At 63.1% G+C, this 23,191-nt stretch carries 19 protein-coding genes; 8 read left to right on the plus strand and 11 right to left on the minus strand.

The features are described 5' to 3' along the window. Nucleotides 1-71 precede the first annotated feature (71 nt). From NKI69_RS28505 to NKI69_RS28555, 11 genes are all read right to left on the minus strand, one after another. Entirely contained in the window at nt 72-2,039 is a 1,968-nt protein-coding gene (locus NKI69_RS28505) for a hydantoinase B/oxoprolinase family protein (protein WP_023808991.1), read from the minus strand. Between the two features lie 3 nt (nt 2,040-2,042). Next, nucleotides 2,043-4,070, minus strand: coding sequence for a hydantoinase/oxoprolinase family protein (locus NKI69_RS28510; protein WP_023808992.1), 2,028 nt, complete (start codon nt 4,068-4,070; stop codon nt 2,043-2,045). Nucleotides 4,071-4,174: 104 nt separating this feature from the next. Beyond that, nucleotides 4,175-5,155 (minus strand): AraC-like ligand-binding domain-containing protein, encoded by a 981-nt coding sequence (locus tag NKI69_RS28515; protein WP_023808993.1) that lies wholly within the window; start codon nt 5,153-5,155, stop codon nt 4,175-4,177. A gap of 233 nt (nt 5,156-5,388) precedes the next feature. Beyond that, nucleotides 5,389-5,577, minus strand: coding sequence for a hypothetical protein (locus NKI69_RS28520; protein WP_352722989.1), 189 nt, complete (start codon nt 5,575-5,577; stop codon nt 5,389-5,391). An 81-nt stretch (nt 5,578-5,658) separates the two neighbouring features. Continuing rightward, nucleotides 5,659-6,993 carry a PQQ-dependent sugar dehydrogenase gene (locus NKI69_RS28525; RefSeq protein ID WP_352722990.1) on the minus strand — a complete coding sequence of 445 codons (1,335 nt, stop codon included), beginning with the start codon at nt 6,991-6,993 and terminating at the stop codon, nt 5,659-5,661. Between the two features lie 37 nt (nt 6,994-7,030). Further along, complete coding sequence (locus tag NKI69_RS28530; RefSeq protein WP_352722991.1) at nt 7,031-8,113, minus strand: c-type cytochrome; 1,083 nt, start codon at nt 8,111-8,113, stop codon at nt 7,031-7,033. Then, complete coding sequence (locus NKI69_RS28535; protein WP_023808996.1) at nt 8,113-8,733, minus strand: cytochrome c oxidase assembly protein; 621 nt, start codon at nt 8,731-8,733, stop codon at nt 8,113-8,115. The genes NKI69_RS28530 and NKI69_RS28535 overlap by 1 nt, the downstream gene beginning before the upstream one ends. Further along, nucleotides 8,730-9,104 carry a hypothetical protein gene (locus NKI69_RS28540; RefSeq protein WP_023808997.1) on the minus strand — a complete coding sequence of 125 codons (375 nt, stop codon included), beginning with the start codon at nt 9,102-9,104 and terminating at the stop codon, nt 8,730-8,732. The genes NKI69_RS28535 and NKI69_RS28540 overlap by 4 nt, the downstream gene beginning before the upstream one ends. A gap of 7 nt (nt 9,105-9,111) precedes the next feature. Further along, the gene (gene ctaD, locus NKI69_RS28545; RefSeq protein WP_023808998.1) at nt 9,112-11,640 is read right to left on the minus strand and encodes a cytochrome c oxidase subunit I; all 2,529 of its coding nucleotides are present in this window, start codon (nt 11,638-11,640) and stop codon (nt 9,112-9,114) included. Then, on the minus strand, nt 11,637-12,614 hold the full coding sequence (gene coxB, locus NKI69_RS28550) for a cytochrome c oxidase subunit II (RefSeq protein WP_352722992.1): 978 nt from the start codon (nt 12,612-12,614) through the stop codon (nt 11,637-11,639). The genes ctaD and coxB overlap by 4 nt, the downstream gene beginning before the upstream one ends. A gap of 290 nt (nt 12,615-12,904) precedes the next feature. Beyond that, nucleotides 12,905-13,873, minus strand: coding sequence for a LysR family transcriptional regulator (locus tag NKI69_RS28555; protein ID WP_023809000.1), 969 nt, complete (start codon nt 13,871-13,873; stop codon nt 12,905-12,907). 131 nt (nt 13,874-14,004) lie between these two features. Between NKI69_RS28555 and NKI69_RS28560 the strand changes: the two genes are divergently transcribed. From NKI69_RS28560 to NKI69_RS28595, 8 genes are all read left to right on the plus strand, one after another. Beyond that, complete coding sequence (locus NKI69_RS28560) at nt 14,005-15,438, plus strand: amidase (protein WP_050592623.1); 1,434 nt, start codon at nt 14,005-14,007, stop codon at nt 15,436-15,438. Between the two features lie 53 nt (nt 15,439-15,491). Then, on the plus strand, nt 15,492-16,790 hold the full coding sequence (locus tag NKI69_RS28565; protein WP_031212361.1) for an ABC transporter substrate-binding protein: 1,299 nt from the start codon (nt 15,492-15,494) through the stop codon (nt 16,788-16,790). Between the two features lie 70 nt (nt 16,791-16,860). After that, nucleotides 16,861-17,685, plus strand: a complete 825-nt coding sequence (locus NKI69_RS28570) for an ABC transporter ATP-binding protein (RefSeq protein WP_031212363.1) — start codon at nt 16,861-16,863, stop codon at nt 17,683-17,685. Beyond that, nucleotides 17,682-18,410, plus strand: a complete 729-nt coding sequence (locus tag NKI69_RS28575) for an ABC transporter ATP-binding protein (RefSeq protein ID WP_023809004.1) — start codon at nt 17,682-17,684, stop codon at nt 18,408-18,410. Before NKI69_RS28570 ends, NKI69_RS28575 begins: the two co-directional genes overlap by 4 nt. A 4-nt stretch (nt 18,411-18,414) precedes the next feature. Then, nucleotides 18,415-19,302: a branched-chain amino acid ABC transporter permease gene (locus NKI69_RS28580; protein ID WP_023809005.1), complete on the plus strand. Its 888-nt coding sequence runs from the start codon at nt 18,415-18,417 to the stop codon at nt 19,300-19,302. 26 nt (nt 19,303-19,328) lie between these two features. Continuing rightward, on the plus strand, nt 19,329-20,405 hold the full coding sequence (locus NKI69_RS28585) for a branched-chain amino acid ABC transporter permease (RefSeq protein ID WP_023809006.1): 1,077 nt from the start codon (nt 19,329-19,331) through the stop codon (nt 20,403-20,405). 10 nt (nt 20,406-20,415) lie between these two features. Then, nucleotides 20,416-21,999 carry a GMC family oxidoreductase gene (locus NKI69_RS28590; RefSeq protein ID WP_352722993.1) on the plus strand — a complete coding sequence of 528 codons (1,584 nt, stop codon included), beginning with the start codon at nt 20,416-20,418 and terminating at the stop codon, nt 21,997-21,999. 10 nt (nt 22,000-22,009) lie between these two features. Next, complete coding sequence (locus NKI69_RS28595) at nt 22,010-23,110, plus strand: histone deacetylase-like amidohydrolase (RefSeq protein WP_128302563.1); 1,101 nt, start codon at nt 22,010-22,012, stop codon at nt 23,108-23,110. The last annotated feature ends 81 nt before the right edge of the window (nt 23,111-23,191 follow it).

The following is a 23,191-nucleotide window of genomic DNA, read 5'->3' on the forward strand; positions in this document are numbered from 1 at the left end:
TCCTGTGAAATAGTAATTCTTTGAGTAGCGTATCGAAAAAACAGATAACTCTGCGGCGTGCTCTTTGGCGCTCAGGCCCAGTGAGCGACCGTGCGTTTCTCAAAGCTCTCACGGAACTGGGCGGTGGTTTTGGGGAGGAGTTCGCCAGTCTCCCAGTCGAGGATCACGGCATAGTGCCGAACCGCATCGAGCGTATCGATCTCGCCGGAGCGATATTTGCGCGCGACCTCCTCAGGATCCATGCGTGCCCAGTCCTTCCGTTTCGCCCGGATGTCGGCACGGCAGGCTTCGGTTGCCGTCCCGTCGATTTCGTACTGGCACAGGTCGCGGTCGATTTCGCGGATCACCACGCCGTAGTCAGTCTTGGCGCGCTCCAGAGACACGTAGTCGTCGATCACGTCCTCCATCACCTTGCGGGGCTCGCGCTGCAGTGGATCGCCGAAACCGCCGCCGCCGGCCGTCGGACGAGCGAACTGGTCGCCTGTGTGGACGGAGTAATCGGAGAATACGGAGCCGAGCCAGATCTCGGTCTCTTCTCCGGCGCGCTTCATGGTCAAGCCGTGGGGCATCGACGGCAGGCCTCCTTCGACACCCCAGACGACAGCGCGCTCGCGGTCGCAAATATAGGACATGACGGCATTTTCAGCCTCAAGCAGCAAGGAGGTCTTCTGCACGCCGACGCCGCCCCGCCATTTGCCAGGCCCGGCTGAATCCTGCTTGATCTGGAACTCGACCGTCCGAGTCGGATTCACCCGTTCGTTGCCTTCGTTCGGTTGCGACATCAACCCGGTTCCGAAGCAGGCGGTGGTGACATCGGCACCATCCTTGCCGTTGCGCCCGCCCCAACCGCCCGGCAGCCATTCGTAGAACATGAAGATCGGCTTTTCGGGTTTGCGCGCGTCCCGTCCCCCGGCCAGCAGATATTCGAGGTTGAAGGCGCAGGCGATAGCGCGTTCGGGCATGATCTTCGACCACATCTCGAAGATCGCGTTCATGATCTTTTCGAACGGCATCAGGAACCCGGTCACCGCCACCGGCCATTCCGCACTGACGATGCTGTTCTTTGGCGCAGTCACCTCGATCATCCGGTAAAATCCGCTGTTGAGCGGGAGGTCCGGAAAGAAGGTTTTCATGCCGGCGACCACGGCCGAGAAGGTCGCGCCCGGGGCGGAATTGTACATCGAGGCAATGGTCGAATGGCTTCCCGTAAAGTCGTAGTGGATCGTGTCGCCCTTGATCGTCATCTTGATGCGGATCGGGATCATGCCTTCGCCGGCACCGAGATCCCGGTCGATGTAGTCGACCGTCTCCCAAGTGCCGTCGGGCAGCTCCGCGAGACGCTTTCGCACGGCACGTTCGACGTAGTCCTGAACCTCCTCCATCCCGCGCATGACCTGGCCGCGTCCGTACTTCTTGACCAGCCGCAACAGTTCGCGCTCGGCGGCCTGCGTCGCCTGCGCCTGGGAATGGATGTCGCCAATGATCGACGCGGGATCGCGCGTGTTGGCCGCGATCATGTTGGCGACGTCGGAGCAGAAGCGGCCGCGCTGGAAAAGGCGCAACGGCGTGATCCGTAGGCCTTCGCGAAACATGTCGCGGGCGGTGACGTCGAAGGAACCCGGCACCGAGCCGCCGAGATCCGACCAGTGTCCGTTCGACTGGGAGAAGCCGATCAGTTTGTCTTCATCGAAGATCGGTCGGACGAGCCGAACATCGCTGAAATGCGTACCGCCGGCATAGGGATCGTTGATTGCGTAGACGTCACCGGGTGCCATATCGCCTTCGAAGACCCGGATCACCTCCTTGCATGTGTTGTGCAGTGTGCCGACATGGACCGCGATGTCGTAGTTGCCCTGGGCAACGGAGTTGCCATCGGCGTCGTGCAGGGCGTTCGAAAAGTCTCGGTTGTAGATGACGAAGGAATAGCAGGTGCGAAGCATCTGTTCGGCCATCTGGTCGACGGTGGTGATGAAGGAGTTTTTCAGCACCTCGAACGTTACCGGATCGAGGCCAGGGCTCGTTTCAATCAGCTTTGTCATGTCTCAGCCTTTCGTCACGATGAGAATGTTCAGGAAGTCGTCGACGGTGGCGCTCATTCCCGGCGGAACCACGGTGGTGGAATCGAACTGTTCGACGATGGCGGGTCCCGCAAAGGCAGCGCCGGCGCTGAGTTGGTCGCGTTCATAGACAGCCGCATCATGAGATACGCCGTCGAACCAGACGCCGCGGCGGCCGACCGGCTGTGGCTTGTGCGGCAAGACTTCATGCCGCGGCATCTCGGCTTTCGGTACGATGCCGATCGCCTTGACCGCGATGCGGAAGATCGACACCGGCGCCTCTTCGCGGCGGTAGTTGAACTCGCGTTCGTGCTCGTTGTGGAATGCCTCTATCAGCGAGCAGATGCTCTCGATCCGCGCCGGGGCTGACACCGCGAGCGAGCGCCACTGGCCCTGGTACATCATCTCGACCGTACGCTGCAGCGCCATGTCTTCGCGCGCCACGCCCTCATGGGTCAGGCGCTCAACCGCCTGTTCTTCCATCAGAACAAAGGCCGTCTGCATCTCGGCGGGCGAGACCGTCGAAGCATCGGCCATGAAGCTTTCGGAGAAATCATGCTGCACGTCGACGAGAAGGCAACCGAGCGCGGAGGTGACGCCAGGATTGGGCGGCACGATCACGGTTGGAATCGAAAGCTCCTTCGCCACGGCCGCTCCGTGCAAAGCGCCTGCACCGCCGAATGCGACGAGCGCAAAGTCTCGTGGGTCATAGCCCCGGCTGATGGAGAGAAGCCGGACGGCATTGCCCATATTGGCGTTGGCGACGGCGATGATCGCCTCAGCCGCCTGGTGGAGTTCCATGCCGAAGGGTTCCGCCACCGTCTCCTGAACCGCCTGGGCGGCCAGAGCGGGGTCGAGCGTGATCTTGCCGCCCGCAAGGCTGGTGCCGAGACGACCGAGCACGACATTGGCATCAGTGTTGGTGGCGGTGCGGTTGCCATTCTTGTAACAGGCCGGGCCCGGAAAGGCGCCGGCGGACTGCGGTCCGTTGCGCAAGCTGCCGCCCTCGTCCTGCCATGCCAACGAACCGCCGCCCGCGCCGATGGTCAGCACCTCGATGGAGGGGAAGCGGATCGGATATCCGAATTCGATGTACCAGTCTTTTGTGATGCGCGACTCCCCGTTCCATGCGAGCGAGACGTCGGTGCTGGTGCCGCCCATGTCGAAGCCGATCGAGTTCTGGAAGCCACAGAGATTTCCGATGAAGCGGCTTGCGATCGCACCGGCGGCGATGCCCGATCCTGCGAGCCGGGCTGAGAAATCCCTGACGCTTGCGGGTGTCATGACCCCGCCACCGCTGTGCAGCAACAGGAGATCTCGCTTGTATCCGGCCGCGGCAAGCTTTTCTCCGAGACGCGACACGTAGTCGACGACGACCGGGGCGCAGACGGCGTTGGCCATGGTGGTGGAAAAACGCTCGTGCTCGAAGATTTCCGGCATCACCTCCGAGGAGATCGAAACCGGCAGATCCGGCATGGCCTCCTTCAGAATCTCACGCATGCGGCGCTCATTGGCGCCGTTGACATAGGAGTTCATGAAGCAGACGGCGATGGACTTGACCTGCCGTTTCACGAGAATTTCCGCGACGCGGTGAGCGGCCTCTTCGTCCAGTGCTTCCAGGATCGTGCCCTCGGCACTGACCCGTTCCCGGACCGTCAGCCGGTCGCGGCGCGGGATATAGGGCTTGGCGACATCCTTGTAGGTGTCCCAGAGGTCTTCCTTGTTGGCGCGGCGGATCTCGACAACATCACGGAAACCCTCGGTGCAGACCATTGCGGTGCGTGGCAGGCGGCGGGTGATCAGCGCATTGGTGGCGACCGTCGTACCATGAGAGAACAGCGTCACCTCCGAAAGATCGATGCGGCCCTGCTCCACGCCATTCATGATCGCCTGCATGGGATCGTCAGGCGTGGAGGCGGTCTTCTCGATGCGGATCGCGCCGCTATCTTCGTCCATGATGCAAATGTCGGTGAAAGTCCCTCCGACATCGACGGCAACTCTTATTCTGCTCATGACAGTTCCTTCGCGGGATATTTGCGGGCAAGGCCCGGCTTTCGCCGCCCTTGCCGGGGCGGCGTCGCAATAGATTATGGGAATTGGCCCGGATTTCGCCGGGTCTAGTGCCGCTCTCTTGAGGTCGAAGCGCGGCCTGCCCGGTTCGCTGCTTCGCGACGGGTATCAGTCGGTGCGCAACCGAACCGCGTCCGGTAGTGCTTGCAGAATTGAGACTGGTCGGCAAAGCCCCAGCGGTAAGCAATCTCGGCAACGCTGCTGATGTTGGTCACCGACATCAGTTCCTCGGAGCAAAGTTCAAGCCGGGCGTCGCGGATGAAGCCGTTGATCGACTGGTTGCTGTCCTGAAAAAGAACCTGCAGGTAACGCAGGGAAATCCCGCAGGCATCGGCCACCGCCTGCGGGCCGAGGCCGGAATTCTTCAGATTGTCGCGAATATACTGCTCGGCACGATGCAAATGGCCGGCCCGGATCGACGAGATGCTGCTGTCCAGCACGCGATCGTCGCTCACGATCGACAGGCACAGCATTTCCAGGATGTGCCTGCCCATCATCTCACGAGCGACTTCAGTGATCTCATCGACATGGCCGATCGTGGTTCGCACCGTGTCAAGGAAGAGCGCGGCGACGCCTTGGGTTGCGTCGAAACTGAGCGCACTGAGCCGTTCGGCAGACCCGATCCGCGCCCGAACGCTCGACGACGGCACCTTCAGGACCCACAGCGCGTTTGGCTTACCGTGCCAGAATTCGTAAGGCGCATCTCCCCTCTCAACGAGGAAGCCCCCCGGACCGCAATTGACGGTCCTCGACCCTTGCGAGAAATTCACCTCCGACATCTCCGGGATGGTGATGAGCAGGCTGGCGTCACGTTCGTTGAGGAAGTGGCGGCGATGGCGGCGATAGCTTACGGCATCGCAGCGCATTTTAGACACGCTGACGAGCCCAAGCGAGAAGGTTTCCAGCGTGCCTGAAAATTCACGACGGTTCCGATACTCGGTGTCGAGCGGAAAATAGGCTTCGGTAACAGCGGCTTGCCAGGCATCACCGCCTGTGGGACCGCCGATCGTATCGACGACGTATTTCATTCCCCGACCTTTCTGATTGGCCCCGGTTAGCCCGGTGTTTTTCTGAAGATTACAGGAATCCGCCGACGCGTATTGGTCAAAAACGAATAAACTTATGTGGCCGTTTGGCCCAAGGGCCGGAGCTCTCGACGGTTTCAATTATCGTCACGGTCCTGGTGTGCAGTTGATCAAACCAGCCTTGGGCGCGCAAACCGCAGCTAACTTGGAGCCATGCATTCTTTTCGCACCCTCATTCAGGATAAGTTGGCCAGCGCCGGAATCGCCGCCATGTTCTGTGCCAGGCCGACAGTCACCGCCGCCTCGGCCATCACCCCGAGGATCTCGAGCGCGATGTGGGCCAGCGGACGCGTCTGGTGGCGCCGCCAACCAGACCGAGCGCCATCGGCATCTCGATCGTCCCCCGAGAAACCCTGTTTCGCCAAAAATGGTGACGATCCGCTCGGCTCCTCGGTCGTTTTGGCCCATGAGCCCAACCCTTCCACGCGCCGAAGCAACGCGCCGGCCTAGTCGGCCGCCGGGATAACCCGCCAAATCTTGTTGCCCACATCATCCGCGATCAGCAATGCGCCAGTTCGGTCGATGGCGACGCCAACCGGACGGCCGAATGCCTTGTCATCGTTGCTCAGAAATCCGGTGAGCACGTCCTGTGGCGGCCCCGACGGCTTGCCGTCGGCAAACGGCACGAAGATCACCTTGTAGCCGCTTCGCGGCATGCGATTCCATGAACCATGCTGGCCGACAAAGGCGCCATTCTTCATGTGCGGGCCGAACAGGTCGGCGGTGTTGAAGGTGAGCCCAAGCGACCCGGTGTGCGCCCCGAGTGCGTAGTCGGGCACGATCGCCTTGCCGACGAGGTCCGGACGCGGTGGCTGCGCCCTGACATCGATGTGTTGGCCGAAATAGCTGTGGGGCCAGCCGTAGAAGGCGCCATCCCTGACCGATGTCATGTAGTCGGGAACGAGGTCGCTGCCGATCTCGTCCCGCTCGTTGACGACCGCCCAGAGTTCCCCGCTTTCAGGGTTCCAGGAGAGGCCGTTCGGGTTGCGCAGACCCGACGCAAAGAGCCGCGTCTGCCGCGTCGCGAGGTCGATTTCGTGCACGGCGGCGCGGCCTTCTTCCTCCTCCATGCCGTTTTCGCCGACATTGGAGTTGGAGCCCACGGTGGCATAGAGCTTCATTCCGTCCGGACTGGCAATGACGTCCTTGGTCCAATGGTGATTGCGGCCGGCCGGAAGGTCGACGATCTTCTCGGACGGAGCAGTGATCTCGGTGGTGCCGTCGCGATAGGGGAAAGCGACGACCGCGTCGGCATTGGCGACATAGAGCTTGCCGTCGAGCAGCGTCATGCCGAAGCGCGAGAAGAGGCTGCTGAGGAGGGCTGTCCTGGTCTCAGCCACGCCATCGCCGTTCTCGTCGCGTAACAGCGAGATACGGTTGGCGCTCCGCACCTCGGCGCCAGCCCGGCTCTGGAACAGGTTCATGAACCAGCCACGTATGGAAAAACCTTCGTCAGGTTTTGGCGGCGCGTTGCTTTCGGCGACCAGCACGTCGCCATTGGGCAGCACGTGCAGCCAGCGCGGATGGTCGAGGCCGCCAGCGAATTCGTTGACGGCGAAGCCTTGGGCGGCGACCGGCATCTTGCCTTGGGGCCAAGGGGTCGCCTCGGCAACATGGACCGTGGGTATCCAGGTCGGATTGGGTTCGGCGAGCGTCGGGTTTGGACCGTAGGTCTGCTCGATCGGAACGGTGGCCTGTTCGCGCGAGAAGAAGAACAAGCTCGCCCCCGCGATTACGACGAAGGCGACAATGACGAGTAAAACGCCGAGAATTTTTCGCATCAGATATTCCCGAGATTGGGACAGTGACGTAACGCCATCAGGGCGTTCCGGTTGCGGCGGCACGCGACATTTGCGCGAAATAGGCGGCCAGTGCGGCAATATCTTCGTCCGAGAGGTTTTTAGCAGCGTTGCGCATCAGATGGGCGAAGCGCGTGCCGCCGCGCTTTTCCTCGCGGAAAAGCTCGAGCTGGGTCGCAATGTATTTGGCGGGCTGTCCGGACAGTTCCGGATAGATGGGGTTGCGGTCCGGACGACCGTGGCAACCCAGGCATGCCGGAACGTCGCGCTCCGGAATGCCGCGTCGCGCGATCTCATCGGCACGCGCGATCCGGGCACGGTCCGGTTGCGTTGACGTTGCAGGCGCAGGCAGCGCGGAAAAATGCCGCGCGAGATCGGCGAGGAGTGCAGGGTCGACAGCGGTGACAGAAATTCCCATGACACCGCTCTGGCGGTGGCCGGCAGCGTAGGCTCTCAAACTTTCAAAAAGATAGGTTTCGCGCTGAGAGGCCAAGACGGGCGTTGCGGGGCTCCGGCCGAGCCCATCCGTGCCGTGGCAGCGGGTACAGTCGGCGAGTGCGCGTTCGAGGCCTCGTGTTTGGCCAGTCGGCGGTTCGCTACTGCCATAAGCAAGGTCGCGCCACCGCGCCTGGTCCATCATCGGCAGTTCGCGCAGGAAGGCAACCATCGCCCAGACTTCATCGTCGCGCTGCTGCGTCGGCCAGGCCGGCATGCCGGTGAAGCGCACGCCGTGCTGGACGATGCGGAAGAGTTCGGCGTCCGTCCATTCGCCGACCTTACCGACACGGTCCGGCGGCTGCGGCAGCATCGCAAGGACGGCGGGCGATCGCGGTTCGCCGGGCGCGCCGTGGCAGATGGCGCAGCCGCGGGCGAAATGGCCGGCAGCCGGCTGAATAGCGTAGCGCGGCAGCTCGTCCGGCACCTTGACCGTGAGTGCGTATGTCCGTACGGCCGAGCGCATGGCGAAGTGGAGGAACCACTCGGTCACCTTCCAGTGGCCGGTCGAGGCGCCAACGTTGAAGAAGCCGATCCAGGTCGCGAAAAGCACGGCGACCGGCAAAATCACCAGGCCTATCGCCAAGTGTTTCCAGTTGACGTGCATCAGCCGGCCAGCCTCTCGGTTTTGCCGCCTAGGAGCCTGGCAAGCAGGAAGACGCCTCCAGCGAGGTAAGCGGCAGCGCCGATCATCAACATGATGATGCCGCCGAGCGCCTGGTCCTGTCCCGCCCCGAGCACGAGGCCGAAGCACGTCACATCGCCGAGGCCATAGAGCGGTCGCGAGGCGAGCGAGAGCAGCGCGCCAAGCAACGTCATGTGGATGGAGGTCAGGAGCAACGCGAAGGCGCCGGCAGCGTCCCTAGCCGGCGCATCGGAATTGCGCGGCGCCACGCACGTCAGCCACAGGAACAGCCCGGCGCCAAGGAAGGACACCTGCTCGATCATGGTGGCAATGGTCGATGTCTCGGCCCACTGGCGCGCAGCCGGCGCATGCCAGCCCCAGACGACAATCAGTTCGACGAGAGAGGCGATAAGGGGAGCGGCGGTGGCCACGGAGCGTATCGTCCTGGCAATACCGATCGCGATCAGCGGCGCCGCGATCGCGACGACGCCCATGTGGGCAAGCATGTGGGCCGCGAACGAGCCACGCCATGCATCGAGCAGCGGTCCCGCCCAGACCAGCGCGAGGGTGACGAAGCCCAGCAACAGGCTTGTCGTCCTCATGAGGAGCATCCGTCGATGAAGAGCAGCGGCAACGCCACGTAGAGCACGGCGACGAAGCTCAGGCCGCAAAGCAGTAGCGTGGCAAACCCCTGGAAGAGGTTGCGGTCCGTCGCTGAGGGATCGTCGTGCGGCGGGTCGTTCGTGCCGAAGCCCCACTGCCTCCAGGCGAGCCACCCGGACAAGACGATCATCGCGAGTGCCGCCAGCGTCATAGCCACTATGCCAGCCTGGACGACAGCGAAACCGAGGTCACCGCGCTTTGCACACCAGATTGCGGCCAGTGCGTAACAGGCGAGGAAATGTCCGGCCCAGATCACGGGCGCGGTGAAGAGCGTCCAGAGCGTTTCGACCTCTTTGGGAATGATGCGCATCACCGTCTCACATCGCTTCAGGGAAAAGGCCGATGACGGCGAAGGTGATGACAGCGGTGATCGCCATAAAATGCCAGTAGAGCGCGACGTTGTGCAGTTCCATGTCGTGCTCCCGCGTCAGGCGACCGGCGAGGCTGCGCGCAAGGCAATAGAGCTGCATGACGGATCCGACCGCGGCATGAGCAAGCGCCCAGATGACGAGAATCCAGACGATCGCCGGATAGACATGCGCTGTCGGCTGCATGTCATGCTGCCAGGGCCCGGCAAAACCGGCTGCAGAGGCAGCAAGCGTCAGCAGAAACGCGGCAACAAGCGCAACGCGTGCGCCGTCGATCCACCCGCTTGCGTTCAGTCGGCGCGCACCAAGCATCGCGACCCATGCGGCGACGAAGAGAGACAGCGCGATCATCGGCCACCGCATACCGGGACCCGGCTGCCCCAGAGTGAAGTCGGGATGGATGGTCCAGTAGAAGAAATGGCCGAAGATGAGGCTGGCGAACGCAGTTCCGTCGCCAACCATCGTAATGAACATCGCCCACCAGCCAACAGAATCCGGACCGGAGGCATAGAGCGGCAAGCGCAGTCCAAGGCCGACATCCTTGGTCTTCTTTTCCGGGGTTTCGCCGGTGCCGGTCCAGAGCCACCACAAAATGGCAGAGAGCGTGCCGATGCCCGACAATAGGGCGAGGATCCAGAGTTCGAAGGTGAGCGCGACGAAAACGCCGCCGAGCAATGCGGCCGAGATTATTGTGATCGTGGTTGATGTCGCCACGCGCTGGCACTGCAGCGGATGGGCGTCGAGCACCGAGGTGATGAGCGTCTCGCGGCGATTCTCCTTGGCACTGCGAAGATAATAGGCGCCCTCATTGACCTTTTGCATCAGATCCGCCTGGTCCCAAAGCGGATACCGGCTCTCGATGATCGGAATGGATCGAACGCCCCAGTTCTCCTCGGGCTCGTTCAGCCATTCGAGCGTGCCCGCCTTCCACGGATTCTGCTCGCTGCGGGGTTCGCGATGCTTCGGCCGTACAACATCGAAGACAACCACCAGCACCCCTGCCGCGAAAACATAGGCGCCGATCGTGGAGATGAGATTCAGCCAGTCCCAACCGATCCCCTCGGGGTAGGTGAAGACGCGGCGCGGCATCCCGCGCAGGCCGCTGAGATGCATCGGAAAGAAGGCGACGTTGAAGCCGGCAAACATCAGCCAGAAGGCGGTGCGCCCGAGACGGGGCGAGAGTATCCGCGCATTGATCAGCGGGTAATAATAGTAAACGCCGGCGACCAGCGGGAACAGCATTCCACCGATCAGCACGTAATGCAGATGTGCGACGATAAAATAGGTATCGTGCGCCTGCCAGTCGAACGGCACGAGCGCGACCATCACGCCGGTCAGCCCGCCGATGACGAAGATAGCGAGCCCGCCGGCGCCGAACAGCATCGGCACCGAGAAGATGACACGTCCGGCCAGCATGGTGGCGATGAAGACGAAGATCTGCACGCCGGTTGGAATCGCGACCGCTTCCGAGGCGGCCGAGAAGAATGCCAGCGAGATCTGCGGCAGGCCGGTCGCGAACATGTGGTGGACCCAGAGGCCGAACGATAGGAAGCCGGTGCCGACAGCGGCAAGCACGATCCAGGAATAGCCGACGATCGGACGTTGCGAAAAGGTTGGCACGATCATCGCCATCAGCGCGATGGCGGGCAAGAAGATGATGTAGACCTCGGGGTGCCCGAAGATCCAGAACAGGTGCTGCCACAGCAGTGGGTCGCCGCCCCGCGTCGGGTCGAAGAACGGCCAGTCGAACATGCGCTGCATCTCAAACAAGATGTCGCCGGCGATCAGCGGCGGAAAAGCGAATAGGATCATGCCCGCGACGATCAGCAGGTACCAGGCGAACAGTGGCATTAGGTTGATGCGCATGCCCGGCGCGCGGCACTTCATGATGCCGACGATCAGTTCGACCGCCGCAGCAATGGAGGCGACTTCGATAAAGGAGAGGCCCAGCAGCCAGATGTCGGCACCAATGCCGGAATATGCCTTGTCAGTGGCAAGAGGCGGATACATGAACCAGCCTGAAGAGGGAGCGGCGTCGAAGAAGATCGAACCGCAAACGAAGACACCGCCGATCAGAAAGCTCCAGAAGCCGAAGGCGCCGAGACGGGGAAATGGCAGTTCACGCGCACCGAGCATTGGCGGCAGCAGAAAGATGGCGACGGCCTCGAAGATGGGCACGGCAAACAGGAACATCATCACGGTGCCGTGCAGCGTGAAGGCCTGGTTATAGAAGTCGGCAGAGAGGAAATTGTTTCTCGGAACCGCGAGCTGCGTGCGCACAAGAAGCGCCAGCACGCCGCCAAACAGCATGAAGGCAAAGGCCGCACCCCCGTACCAGAGGCCAACCTGCGTATTGTTGACCGAAGTCCAGTAACGCCAGCCGATCGGCGTCTTCCAGACGAGGCGCAGCTGTTCTTCCTCGATCTTCTCTGCGGAGGGCAAGGCGTTTCGCTTGATGCGGGCTTTGAGGGTTGTCATTCGAGTCCCTTCAGCCAGGAGGCGATTTCGGCGATGTCCTGTTGGGGCAACATGTTGAAGTCGGGCATCTTCGAACCCGGCTTGATCAAATGCGGATGGGCGATGAAGCTACGAACGGCCTCATCGTCGGTGGGCAAAACGCCGGCACCAATCGTTCCCCGCGAACCCATATGCGAGAGATCCGGGCCGACACCACCCTCAGCTTGTGTGCCCGCAACGCGGTGGCACGCGCCGCAGCCGTTGCGAAGGAATATGTCGCGTCCGGGCAAGGATGCGCCGGGCGAAGGGTTCGCCCGCACAGCCAGCCATTCCCGGAAGGCAGCGGGCTGCATGGCGACGGCCGTGAAGGTCATCAGCGCGTGCGAGGTCCCGCAATATTCCGCGCAAGGGCCGCGGTAGGTGCCAGGTTTGGTAGCCAGCAACGAGAGCCGATTCACGCGACCCGGGATCATGTCCATCTTGCCACCGAGCGCGGGAATCCAGAAGGAATGGATGACGTCGGTGCTTTTCAGCAAGAACTCGACGCGCTCGCCAACCGGCAGCCTGATCTCGTTGGCGGAAAGAATAGGAACTCCGCCGTCAGCCGGGTGGTAGGCGACCCGCCACCAGAATTGCTCACCGGTCACTTCGATCCTGAGACCATTGGCTTCGCCGGCTCGTGCGAAAGGTCTCAGTCCAGGCATCAACCAAAGCGCATAGCCTAGCAAGAGAAAGAGGAGTAGCGAAGGAATGGCTGCCCCGCCCCAGAAAATCAGCCGGCTTGCAATACGCTCGTCTATGGGAGTGCGCTCATGACGCGTCGCGTGGACCAGAAGACCGATGACCGTCAGCCAGATAAAACCGCCAGCAATGGCCATGGGCCAGAAAAGGTCAGCGATCTGGCGCGCTTCCTCTCCGGCCGGATCAAGCGCCGACTGGGCTCCCGAGCAGCTGGAACAGGTTCCCAAGCATAACCACAGCGCGAGCCAGCGCACCGCAGCGAGTTTCGTAATTCGGGCGCTTTTGCTTGGAACTGTTGACGAATCTATCCCTCCAATCGATGCCCTTGCTCACAAACGCGCCCGCAACCGAGTGGTTGCGCCAAAACTTCAGTTTAGCGGCAACGGCCAGTGCTCATGCAATCTATGCGCCGGCTTCGTCATTTGTCGCGCCGGTAGGCTTCGCCGAGCCGGCCGTCGATCTCGAACATCTCGATCCGGAACCCGCGCCTCCGGCGCGGTTGCAACGCCAGTCCTGTAAATGTCCGCAACGCCAAGGGGGCGGCTCAGCCATCCTCCCTGGCGACCAGTAGAAAAGGTTCGCGCTCCGGCGTCGTCACCGAAAAGCCCGAAGGGCCCACCGCGCTGAAAAAGCGATGGAACATGTCGATGAAGACACGCACGAAGAGTGGCTTTGCCGAACCGTACATGTCGGCGACGATCAGCGTCGGTGGCGGCAGTTCATCGAGGATTGGTCTTCGAACGATCTCCTCGCCATCGGCGGTGGCGCGGCCGATCGGCCGCATGTTGAGGACGGCCATGCCGAAGCCGGAGGCGACGGCCGAGCGCACCGTTTCGTAAGAGCGCGTGCGAAAGCGCACCTCCGGCCGTTTCGCCAGCACGTCGAACAGGGTCAGGAGATAGGTCGCCGTGTGCGGCAGGTCGAGCAGCACCAGCGGACGTGCCGCCAGTTCCGCCAGCCAGATGCCGTCGCGCGCGGCAAGGGGATCGTCTGCATTGAGCACGGCATGCGCCGGTACCTTGCAGATGCGGGTGACGCTGTCGATACCGATTGGACCGATATCGTAGAGAATGGCCAGATCGATCTGGCCGGCGACAAGCCGTTCCTGCAACTGGACCTGGTCGGCCTCGACAAGGTCGATCTCGACATCGCCGACGCTGTCGAGATAGCTGCGCAGCATCTCCGGCATGAACAGCGCGCCGAACGGCTCGAAGCAGCCGATGCGCAGGACCTTCGGCACGCGCCCGTTGAGGTCTCCGATCGACCGGTTGAACTCCGTTTCCGCCGCCAGCATGATGCGGGCGGCGGCGACGAAGCGTTGGCCGGCCGGCGTGATGGAGACGCCGCGCGCCGGCCGCCTGTCGAAAATGCGCGCCCCCATCCCGGCCTCGGCCAGAGTGATCGCCCCGAGGATGGAGGATTGCGAGATGTAGAGCGATCTGGAGGCCGCCAGCACGCTGCCAAGGCGGGCGACTTCGCAGACATAGCGCAACTGCCGAATGGTCAGATTCATGGCTCTTTGTTACATTAAATAGCGAATGTTCCCCACAACAATACATTTTATGGTGATGAAAAAACCCGCCAGATTGCCCGGGCTGACAAGGCTGCCGCAAGAGCGGCCATGAAGTGAGGGGTTCGAACTGCATGCCGAATGGGCTGTCTCCCATTGCCGACGCCGATGTTCTGTGCCGCCTGGCTGCTGCGGAGCTTAGCGCCGCCTACCGCGCTGGATCGCTGTCGCCCGTCGAGGTAACGCTGGCGGCGCTGGATCGCGCCGAAGCGATCAATCCGCTTTTCAACGCTTTCACCATGATCGACCGCAAGGGTGCGATCGAGGCCGCAGGTGCTTCCGAGAAACGCTGGCGGGCAGGCGAGCCGCTGTCGGAAGCCGACGGCATACCGACGACGCTGAAGGACATCGTCTGGGTCGAGGGCTGGAGCGTGCGTTACGGCAGCAGGACGACGACTTCCGCCGCCTATGACAAGGATGCCCCCGCCGTTGCCCTGCTGCGCAGAGCCGGCGCCGTCTTCATCGGACAGACGACGACGCCCGAATTCGGCTGGAAGGCGATTACCGACAGCGGCCTCTGCGGCATCACGCGCAATCCCTGGAATGCGCAAAAGACCCCCGGCGGTTCCTCCGGCGGAGCGGCGGTGGCCGCCGCCACCGGCGCCGGCGTCTTCCATCTCGGTACCGATGGCGGGGGCTCGATCCGCATTCCGGCCTCGTTCACCGGCATCGCCGGATTGAAGCCGACCTTCGGCCGCGTGCCCGCCTATCCGTCCAGCGCGTTCGGAACCGTCGCCCATATCGGACCGATGGCGCGGACAGCACTCGATCTTTCCGTCATGGCCGGCGCCATGTCCGGCCGCGATATCAGCGACTGGCAGCAAGGCGTGGGAACGCTGGCGCCGCTTGGTCGGATCGAAGAAGTTTTGCGGGGCGCCCGGATCGGCTACTGGTCGAAGCCGCCTTCAGGAGCGCTGGATCCCGGGATCGCCGCCGTCGTCTCCCACGCCTTGGCGTGTTTCGACGCCTTCGGCGCGACGGTCGAGCCGATTGACCTTCCCGGTGGCGATCTCCTCGATCTGTTCCAGCATCACTGGTTCACCGGCGCCGCGGCGCGGCTGGCGCTGGTTCCGCCGAGCGAACGGGCGGGCATCGATCCGGGCTTCCTGGAGATCGCGCAGGCTGGGGCGGCGTTCGACGTCCATACGCTCGTCGCCGCACAGTTGGAGCGCGCCGAATTCGGCGCCGCCATGGACCGGCTGCTAGACGACTATGATTTCATCGTTTCGCCGGGGACATCGATTCCAGCCTTCGACGTTGGCCTTGAAGTGCCTCTGGGCAGCGGCCTCTCGCGATGGATCGAATGGGCGGCGTTCAGCTACCCGATCAATCTCAGCCAGCAACCGGCCTGCGTCATCCCTTGCGGCATGACCGAGGCGGGCCTGCCCGTCGGCTTCCAGATCATCGGCGCGCGCGGCGACGATGCCCGCGTGCTTTCGGCGGCAGCCGACCTGGAAGCCGCTTTCGTGCCCATGACCCACGCGTTTCGCCAGAAAGATCTGGTGTGAAAGATTTCGCATGAAGAAAAGACTCTAACCAACGCCAAAAGGGGAACTTTGCCATGATGAACAGACGTGCAATGCTGCAGGGCGTGGTCGGCGCGGGTGCGGCCGGTGCCGCGCTTCTTGCCGATATGAACACTGCGGCGATCGCCCAGGACACCAAGCCCATTCCGGTCGGCTCGGCCCTGCCGATGTCCGGCATCGCCGCCGCCGACGGCATCGAGTTCAAGAACGGTCTCGAACTTGCCGCCGAGGAGATCAATGCGGCGGGCGGCATTCTCGGCCGGCCTGTCGAGATCCACATCGAAGACACCAAGGAAATGGGCGCCGACCTCGTCAGCCAGTCGATGCAGCGCCTGATCGACCGCTTCGAGGCGCCGGTCATCATCAATGGCTACAATCTCGGCACCAACATGATCGAGATGGACGTCGCCGCCGACAACGACGTCATCATGATGCACTACAACACGCTGATTTCGCACAATGAGAAGTTCAAGACCGACCCTGCCCGCTATTACAGCTCCTTCCAGGGCGATCCGCCGGAGTTCTGGTATGGACCGGGCTGCCTGAACTTCCTCAAGACGCTTGCCGCGGACGGCAAATGGAAGGCGCCCAACAAGAAGATCGCCATCATCCCGTCTGCCAACGAATATTCGATCGTCATCGCCAACGCGATCCGCGACAAGGCCGCCGAATACGGCTTCGAGGTCAGCCTGTTCGAGACCGTTCCGTTCCCGACCAACCAGTGGGGACCAACGCTGGCGAAACTCCGCCAGGACCCGCCGGCGGCGATCCTGGTCACGCACTTCCTGCCGCAGGACCTGGCGCAGTTCATGGTCCAGTTCCTCGCCGAGCCGATCAACAGCCTGATCTACATGCAGTACGGACCATCGCTGCCGGCTTTCCGCGAGATCGGCGGCGAGGCGGTCAACGGCGTCGTCTATTCGACGGTGATCGGCTGCCTGCCGGACGACTTCTCCAAGCCGTTCCGCGAGAGCTACCGGGCCAAATTCGGCCCGAACTCGGCCTACATCACGGGATCGCAGACCTATGACGGCCTGTGGATGTGGGCGCTTGCCGCGGCAATCGCCGGTGGTCCAGGCGAACCGATGGACAAGGCGCAGACCACCAAGGTGGCCAATGCGATGAAGCGCCTGGTCTATCGCGGGGTCAACGGCACCTACCGGGCCGATCCGGCCGGCCAATCGGCCTTCTGCTATCCGACGCAGGTGGCCGATCCGTCGCTTGGCATGCCGCACCAGTTCCTGCAGCATCAGGATTACAAAACCGATCCGAAGCTGATCGCGCCGGCGCTCTATGCCACGGACAGCTTCATCCTGCCGCCATGGATCAAGTGACCGGACGCGGAAATGAAACCAACGACACCGGCCGGGCCCTTTGCCCGACCGGCTCCATTGGGTGAGAAATATGACTGAGGCCGCCGGTCCGATGCTGGTTTGTGACAGTGTGGTCAAACGGTTCGGCTCGCTGGCCGCCGTCGACGGCGTGTCGATGGTGGTCAATGCGGGCGAGATCGTTGGCATTGGTGGGCCGAACGGCGCCGGCAAGACGACCTTCTTCGACGTGGTGACAGGGATCACGCCGGCCAGTGGCGGCCGGGTGCATTTCGGCGACACCGACATTTCGGCGCTTCCGGCCGACCGCATCTGCCAACTCGGCATCGCCCGCACTTTCCAGCTCAATGCCGCCTTCGACAGCTTGACCGTTCGCGAAAACATCGAGATCGCCGCCTATTTCGGCCGGCAGCGGCGAAGGCTGGCCGGCTTCCGCCTCGGCGAGGATGTCCGGCAGGCAACGATCGAAGCGCTGGACTTCGTCGGGCTTGCGGCCAAGGCCGACGAGACCGTGGCGCGGCTGCCGGTGCTCGACCGCAAGCTGCTGATGATTGCCGGCGCCATCGCCACCCGGCCGAAAATGCTCTTCCTCGACGAGCCGGTGGGCGGGCTCAACGTCGCCGAGATCGACCAGATCATGGCGATGGTGCTGAAACTGCGCGACCAGGGACTGACGATCGTCCTGATCGAGCACGTCATGCGCTTTCTCCTGGCGCTCTCCAGCCGCGTGATCATCATGCACCATGGCAAGGTGATATTCGAAGGCCGGCCGGACAAGGTCGCCGAGGACCAGACCGTTGTCGAAACCTATCTCGGCCAGGGCACGCAGAAACGGCTGAAGAAATTCTTCGATGAGCAAGCCGCCATGACGAATCCGGCGGTGGGGGGAACGCCATGACGGGCGCAGCCGCAAAACCACCTGTCCTGCAACTCGACGGCATCGTCTGCGGCTATGACGGACTCGACGTGCTCAAGGGCATTTCGCTGACCGTTCACGCCGGTGAATTCATCACCGTCGTCGGCCCGAACGGCCATGGCAAGTCGACATTGCTCAAGACCATTTCCGGCCTGGTGCCGCTGCGCGGCGGTCAGATCAGCATCGACGGCCGGCGCCTGTCCGGCAAGCCGCATGAGACGGCGATGCTGGGCGTCGCCCACGTGCCGCAGGGCGATATGCTGTTCGCGCAGATGAGCGTGCTCGAAAACCTTTTGATGGGCGGCTATCTCGCGCCGGACAAGGCCGAGATCACGCGTCGGCTGGACGAGGTCTACGCGCTTCTGCCGAAGCTTGCCGACCGTCGCAACCAGATCGCCTCGAGCCTGTCGGGCGGCGAACGGCGCATGGTCGGCATAGGCCGCGGCCTGATGATGGGCGGGCGCATCCTTTTGATCGACGAGCCGTCGCTTGGCCTCGCGCCACTGATCATCGATCAGGTCTACGACGTCATTTCGCAACTGAGCAAGGCTGGGCGCACGATCCTGCTGGTGGAGGAGAACCCGGCCCGGGTCGAGGACCTCGCCGACCGCCTGCATCTGCTCGACGACGGCGCCATCGTCTGGTCAGGCAAGCCCGCCGAACTGATGGCGCGCGACGAACTCCTCGCAACCTACCTCGGAGGCTGACGCCATGACCGACGTTCTCATGGCCATTCTCGTCGCCGGCTTCACCTCGGGCGCGCTCTATGCGCTGGCGACGGTCGGGCTGTCGCTGGTCTGGGGTTCGATGGGCATGCTCAACATGGCCCATGCGGCGATGCTGACGCTTGGCGGCTACGTCGCCTTCACGGTGATCACCTCGCTCGGCCTGCCGGTCGCGATCGGTTTCGCCGGTGCCATCGTCGCGGGTGCTTTGGCCGGCGCCATCCTCTATTTCGCGATCGTTCGCAATCTCCTGCAGAATGACAAATCGACATTCGAAGCCAACGTCATGATCGCCACGGTCGGCATCGGCATCGCCCTCGAGAATGCCATCCTCCTGACCTATGGCGGGCAGCCGCTGAAGCAGCCGGTTTCGATCGCCGGTGCCTTACGCCTGGGACCGCTGACGCTGCCCTGGCAGAACCTTCTGATCATCGCGGTGGTGGTCGTGATGATGGTGGTCGTCTCGGCGGCGCTCGGCCGCACGCGGATGGGCCGTGCGATCCGGGCGACGGCGCAGAACCGCGACGCGGCGCAGCTCATGGGCGTCGCCGTCAACCGCGTCTACCTGCAGGTGCTGATGCTGTCGGGCGCGCTCGCCGGCATCTGCGGCGTCATGGTCTCGTCGATGACGCAATTGTCGCCGCCACTCGGCAACGACCCGATGCTGAAGGCCTTCATCATGTGCGTGGTCGCCGGTCTCGGCAATCTGCCGGGCGCCATCGCAGCAGCACTTGGGCTGGCGTTGCTCGAATCCTTCGTTCAGTACGCCTTGGGCGCCAGGTGGGGCTTTCCATCGCTGCTGTTCGTCGTCATTGCCGTGCTGATCTGGCGGCCGTCCGGCCTTTTCGGCCACGCCGAAATCCGGCGCATGTGAGGGGCATCATGACAGAGACACGCCCCATGTCCCGTTCCTCCATGTCTCGCTCGGCCAGGACTGATCTTGCCATCAGCCTGATGCTGATCGCGGCGGCGATCGCGCTGCCGTTCCTGGTCGACAGCCGCTACATCCTTGGCCAGATCGTGCTGGCGCTGTTCTATGCGACGATCGCCTCGCAGTGGAACCTCCTGTTCGGCTTCTCGGGCATCTTCTCGCTGGCGCAAATGGCGATCTTTGCGTTCGGCGGCTATGCGACGGCGATGCTCTGCTTCTATTTCGGCTGGAACGTCTGGGCAGCACTTGTGCCGGGCGCGCTGGGCTCCGTGCTGTTCTCGCTGGTCGTCGGCCTCGCCTGCCTTCGCCTGACCGGCGTCTATGTGGCGCTGCTGACGCTGGCGATCGCCCAGACGATGTATCTGCTGATCGTCACCGACACCGAATGTTTCGTCATGGTCGGCTCCGTCTGCCGCCAGTTCACCGGCGGCGCCGTCGGCTTTGCCCGCTTCGGCGACCTCGGCACCAGGGCCTTGCTCCGGGCGCAGTGGCTGGTCGGCAATTACGCCATCATCGCGGTGCTGTTCGCGCTCACCATGGTCTTCACCTACGCGATCGTCAAAAGCCCTATCGGCCTTGCCTTCCGGGCGCTGAAGGACAATCCGGGCTATGCGGTGGCCCGCGGCGTCAACCGCTTCCAGGCGCAGCTTCTGGTGTTCGGCATCTCCGCCTTCTTCACCGGGCTGGCCGGCGGTTTCTATGCCGCGCATTTCCAGGCGATCGGCCCCGGTGTGCTGTCGATGTCGCAACTTATGTTCATCATCGCCATCGTCGTGGTCGGCGGCGTCGGCACGTTCTGGGGACCGCTGGTCGGGACGGTGGTGCTGGTGCTGGCTGACGAATTGATGCGAGAGAGCGGCGAGTTCCGCACGCTCGGGCTCGGCCTGATCATCGCCCTGTCGGTGGTGTTGATGCCCAAGGGGCTGGTCGGCCGTTTTGGTGATCTCATCGACTGGCTCGGGCGCCGTCGCGCCAGCCCCGACAGCCCCGACAGCAAGCCGGCAGCAAGCAGCATTGTGCAAAGCCCGACCCCGGCCGGAAAGTGAGAGACTGACGATGTTCGATACGATCATAGTGGGCGCCGGCTCGGCCGGCTGCGTGCTGGCAAACCGGCTCAGCGCCGATCCTGCCCGCAAGGTGCTGCTGCTCGAGGCCGGGCGCGAGGCGCCGCTCGCCTCGGACGTGCCGTCGGACTGGCCGACCATGTTCAACACGCAAGTCGACTGGAGCTACTACACCGAGCCGCAGGCCGGCTGCCGCGGCAGGCGGGTGTTCTGGCCGCGCGGCAAGATGATCGGCGGCTCCGGCGCGCTGAACGCCATGATCTATATTCGCGGCCTGCCGTCCGACTATGATGGCTGGGCGGCGATGGGCTGCCCCGGCTGGGCGTGGGCTGACGTGCTGCCGGTGTTCAAGGCCAGTGAAAGCAATGCCGAACTCGGCAACGACCCGCTGCACGGCGCCGACGGGCCGCTCCATATCGGCAATGTCGGACATGTCGATCCCAACGAGCTTGCCTGGATCGAGGCCTGCAAGGCCGCAGGCTACAAGCAGAACCGCGATTTCAACGGCGTCGAGCAGGAAGGCGTCGGCCTGTTCCAGTTCACCATCAAGAATGGCGAACGCTGGGGCACCGGCAAGGCCTATCTGCGCCCGGCGCGGGAACGACCCAACCTGACCGTGAAAACCGGTGTGCTGGCGACGGGCCTGATCGTCGAGAAGGGCCGGGTCAAGGGCATCCGCTATCTCGTCAATGGCGAACCTGAGACCGCTTTCGCCGACAGCGAGGTGGTGCTGTCCTCGGGCTCGATCGGCAGTTGCCAGCTGATGCTGCTTTCGGGCATCGGGCCGGCCGACGAACTCGCCCAGGTCGGCGTTGCTCCCGTGCACGACCTCCCGGGCGTGGGCAAGGATCTGCAGGACCACATCAACATTCCGATCACCTTCTATACCAAGGACAAGATCGGCGTCGGCGCCTGGACCGACGAGACGCTGCAGCGCGACTTCGCGGAATGGCAGACATCGCGCAGCGGTCCGCGTTCCTCACCCTGGGTGGCGGCGGGCGGCTTCGTCAAGAGCCGGCCCGATATCGAGCCGGACCTGCAGCTTTACGGCGCCATCAGCCCGCATCGCGACTATGTTCGGTTCCTTTCGTCCAGGCCCGGCATCACGCTGCACACCACGTTGCAGCGGCCAGACAGCCGCGGCGAGATTCGCCTGCGCTCGGCCAATCCAATCGAATATCCGGCGATCGACCCACGTTACTTCATCAGCGACGAGGATGGCTCGGACATCGCCACGCTGGTCGAAGGCATCCGCATCAGCCGGCGCATCGCGGCGCAGTCGCCGCTTGCCGAAATGCTCGTCGGCGAAATCACGCCGAGCGCCGAATGCGAGAGCGACGCCGAGATCGCCGACTATATACGCGGCCACTGCACGACGCTCTATCACCCGACCAGCACCTGCCGCATGGGTTCAGATGCGATGGCCGTCGTCGATCCCACGTCGATGAAGGTTCATGGGCTGGACGGGCTTTGCATCGCCGATGCCTCGGTCTTTCCGAAAATGGTGTCGGGCAACACCAACGCGCCGACGATCATGATCGCCGAACGCGCCGCGTCAATGATCCTGGCGGGCTAGGAAACAAAACATGACGACAGGCTGGAATTTCCACGAACTCTATCTCTGGCACGAGACCGGCAATGCCGCGCAGTTCTTTCAGCCGAGCCTGACCATCGAGCCCGGCGAGCATGCGGAGAATGCCGACACGAAACGCAGATTCCGCAATCTGATGGAGGTTTCGGGCCTGACCGAAAAATTGTCCAAGATCGCCTCCGTCGCGGTGAGCGAGGACGACCTCGCCCTGTTTCACGACCGCGACTACATCAGCCGTATCAAGCTGCTCAGTGACGGGCGCGGCGGCGATGCGAGCTATCTCACCCCCTTCGGCCATGGCAGCTACGAAATCGCCTGTCTGGCCGCCGGCGGCACGGCAGCGGTGATGGATGCGGTGTTGAGCGGCGATGTCGACAATGGCTATGCGCTGGTACGACCGCCCGGCCATCATGCCGAGCGCGGGCAAGGCATGGGCTTTTGCCTGTTCGGCAACGTTCCGGTCGCTATCCTGAAGAACCGGGCCAAACATGGCTTCGAGCGGGTCGCCAGCGTCGACTGGGATGTTCATCACGGCAACGGCACCCAGTCCGCCTTCTATTCGGACCCGTCGGTGCTGACCATCTCGATCCATCAGGACGGGCTTTATCCGGATGACAGCGGTCTTCACAAGGAACGCGGCGAGGGCAAGGGAGAAGGCTACAACATCAATGTACCGCTGCCGGCCGGCTGCGGCCACGGCGCTTACATGTCCGTCTTCGAACGCGTCGTGCTACCGGCGCTCAATCGCTACAAGCCTGATCTCATCGTCGTGCCGTCGGGCTTCGACGCCTCGGCGGCCGATCCGCTGGGGCGCATGATGCTGCATAGCGGCAGCTACCGCGACATGACGCGGATGTTGATGCAGGCGGCGGACGACCTCTGCGGCGGGCGCCTGATGATGTCGCATGAGGGCGGTTATTCGGCCTCCTACGTTCCCTATTGCGGCCTGGCGGTGATGGAGCAGCTGTCCGGCATCAGGACGCATATCGACGACCCGTTCCTGCCTGTCTTCGAAAGCTATGCCGGCCAACCCTTGCAGCCACATCAGGCGGCCGCTGTTTCCAGGGCGGAGGAACTTTTGGGCGGCATCGCCTAGAGCGATTCCTATTTTGAGAGAATCGTAGGATTCCCAAAGCCGGATGTTTGTGATTCAAGATGCTGGCTGGATTGGAGGCCA

It is taken from the genome of Mesorhizobium sp. M0491, from assembly GCF_040321265.1.
GTDB lineage: Bacteria > Pseudomonadota > Alphaproteobacteria > Rhizobiales > Rhizobiaceae > Mesorhizobium.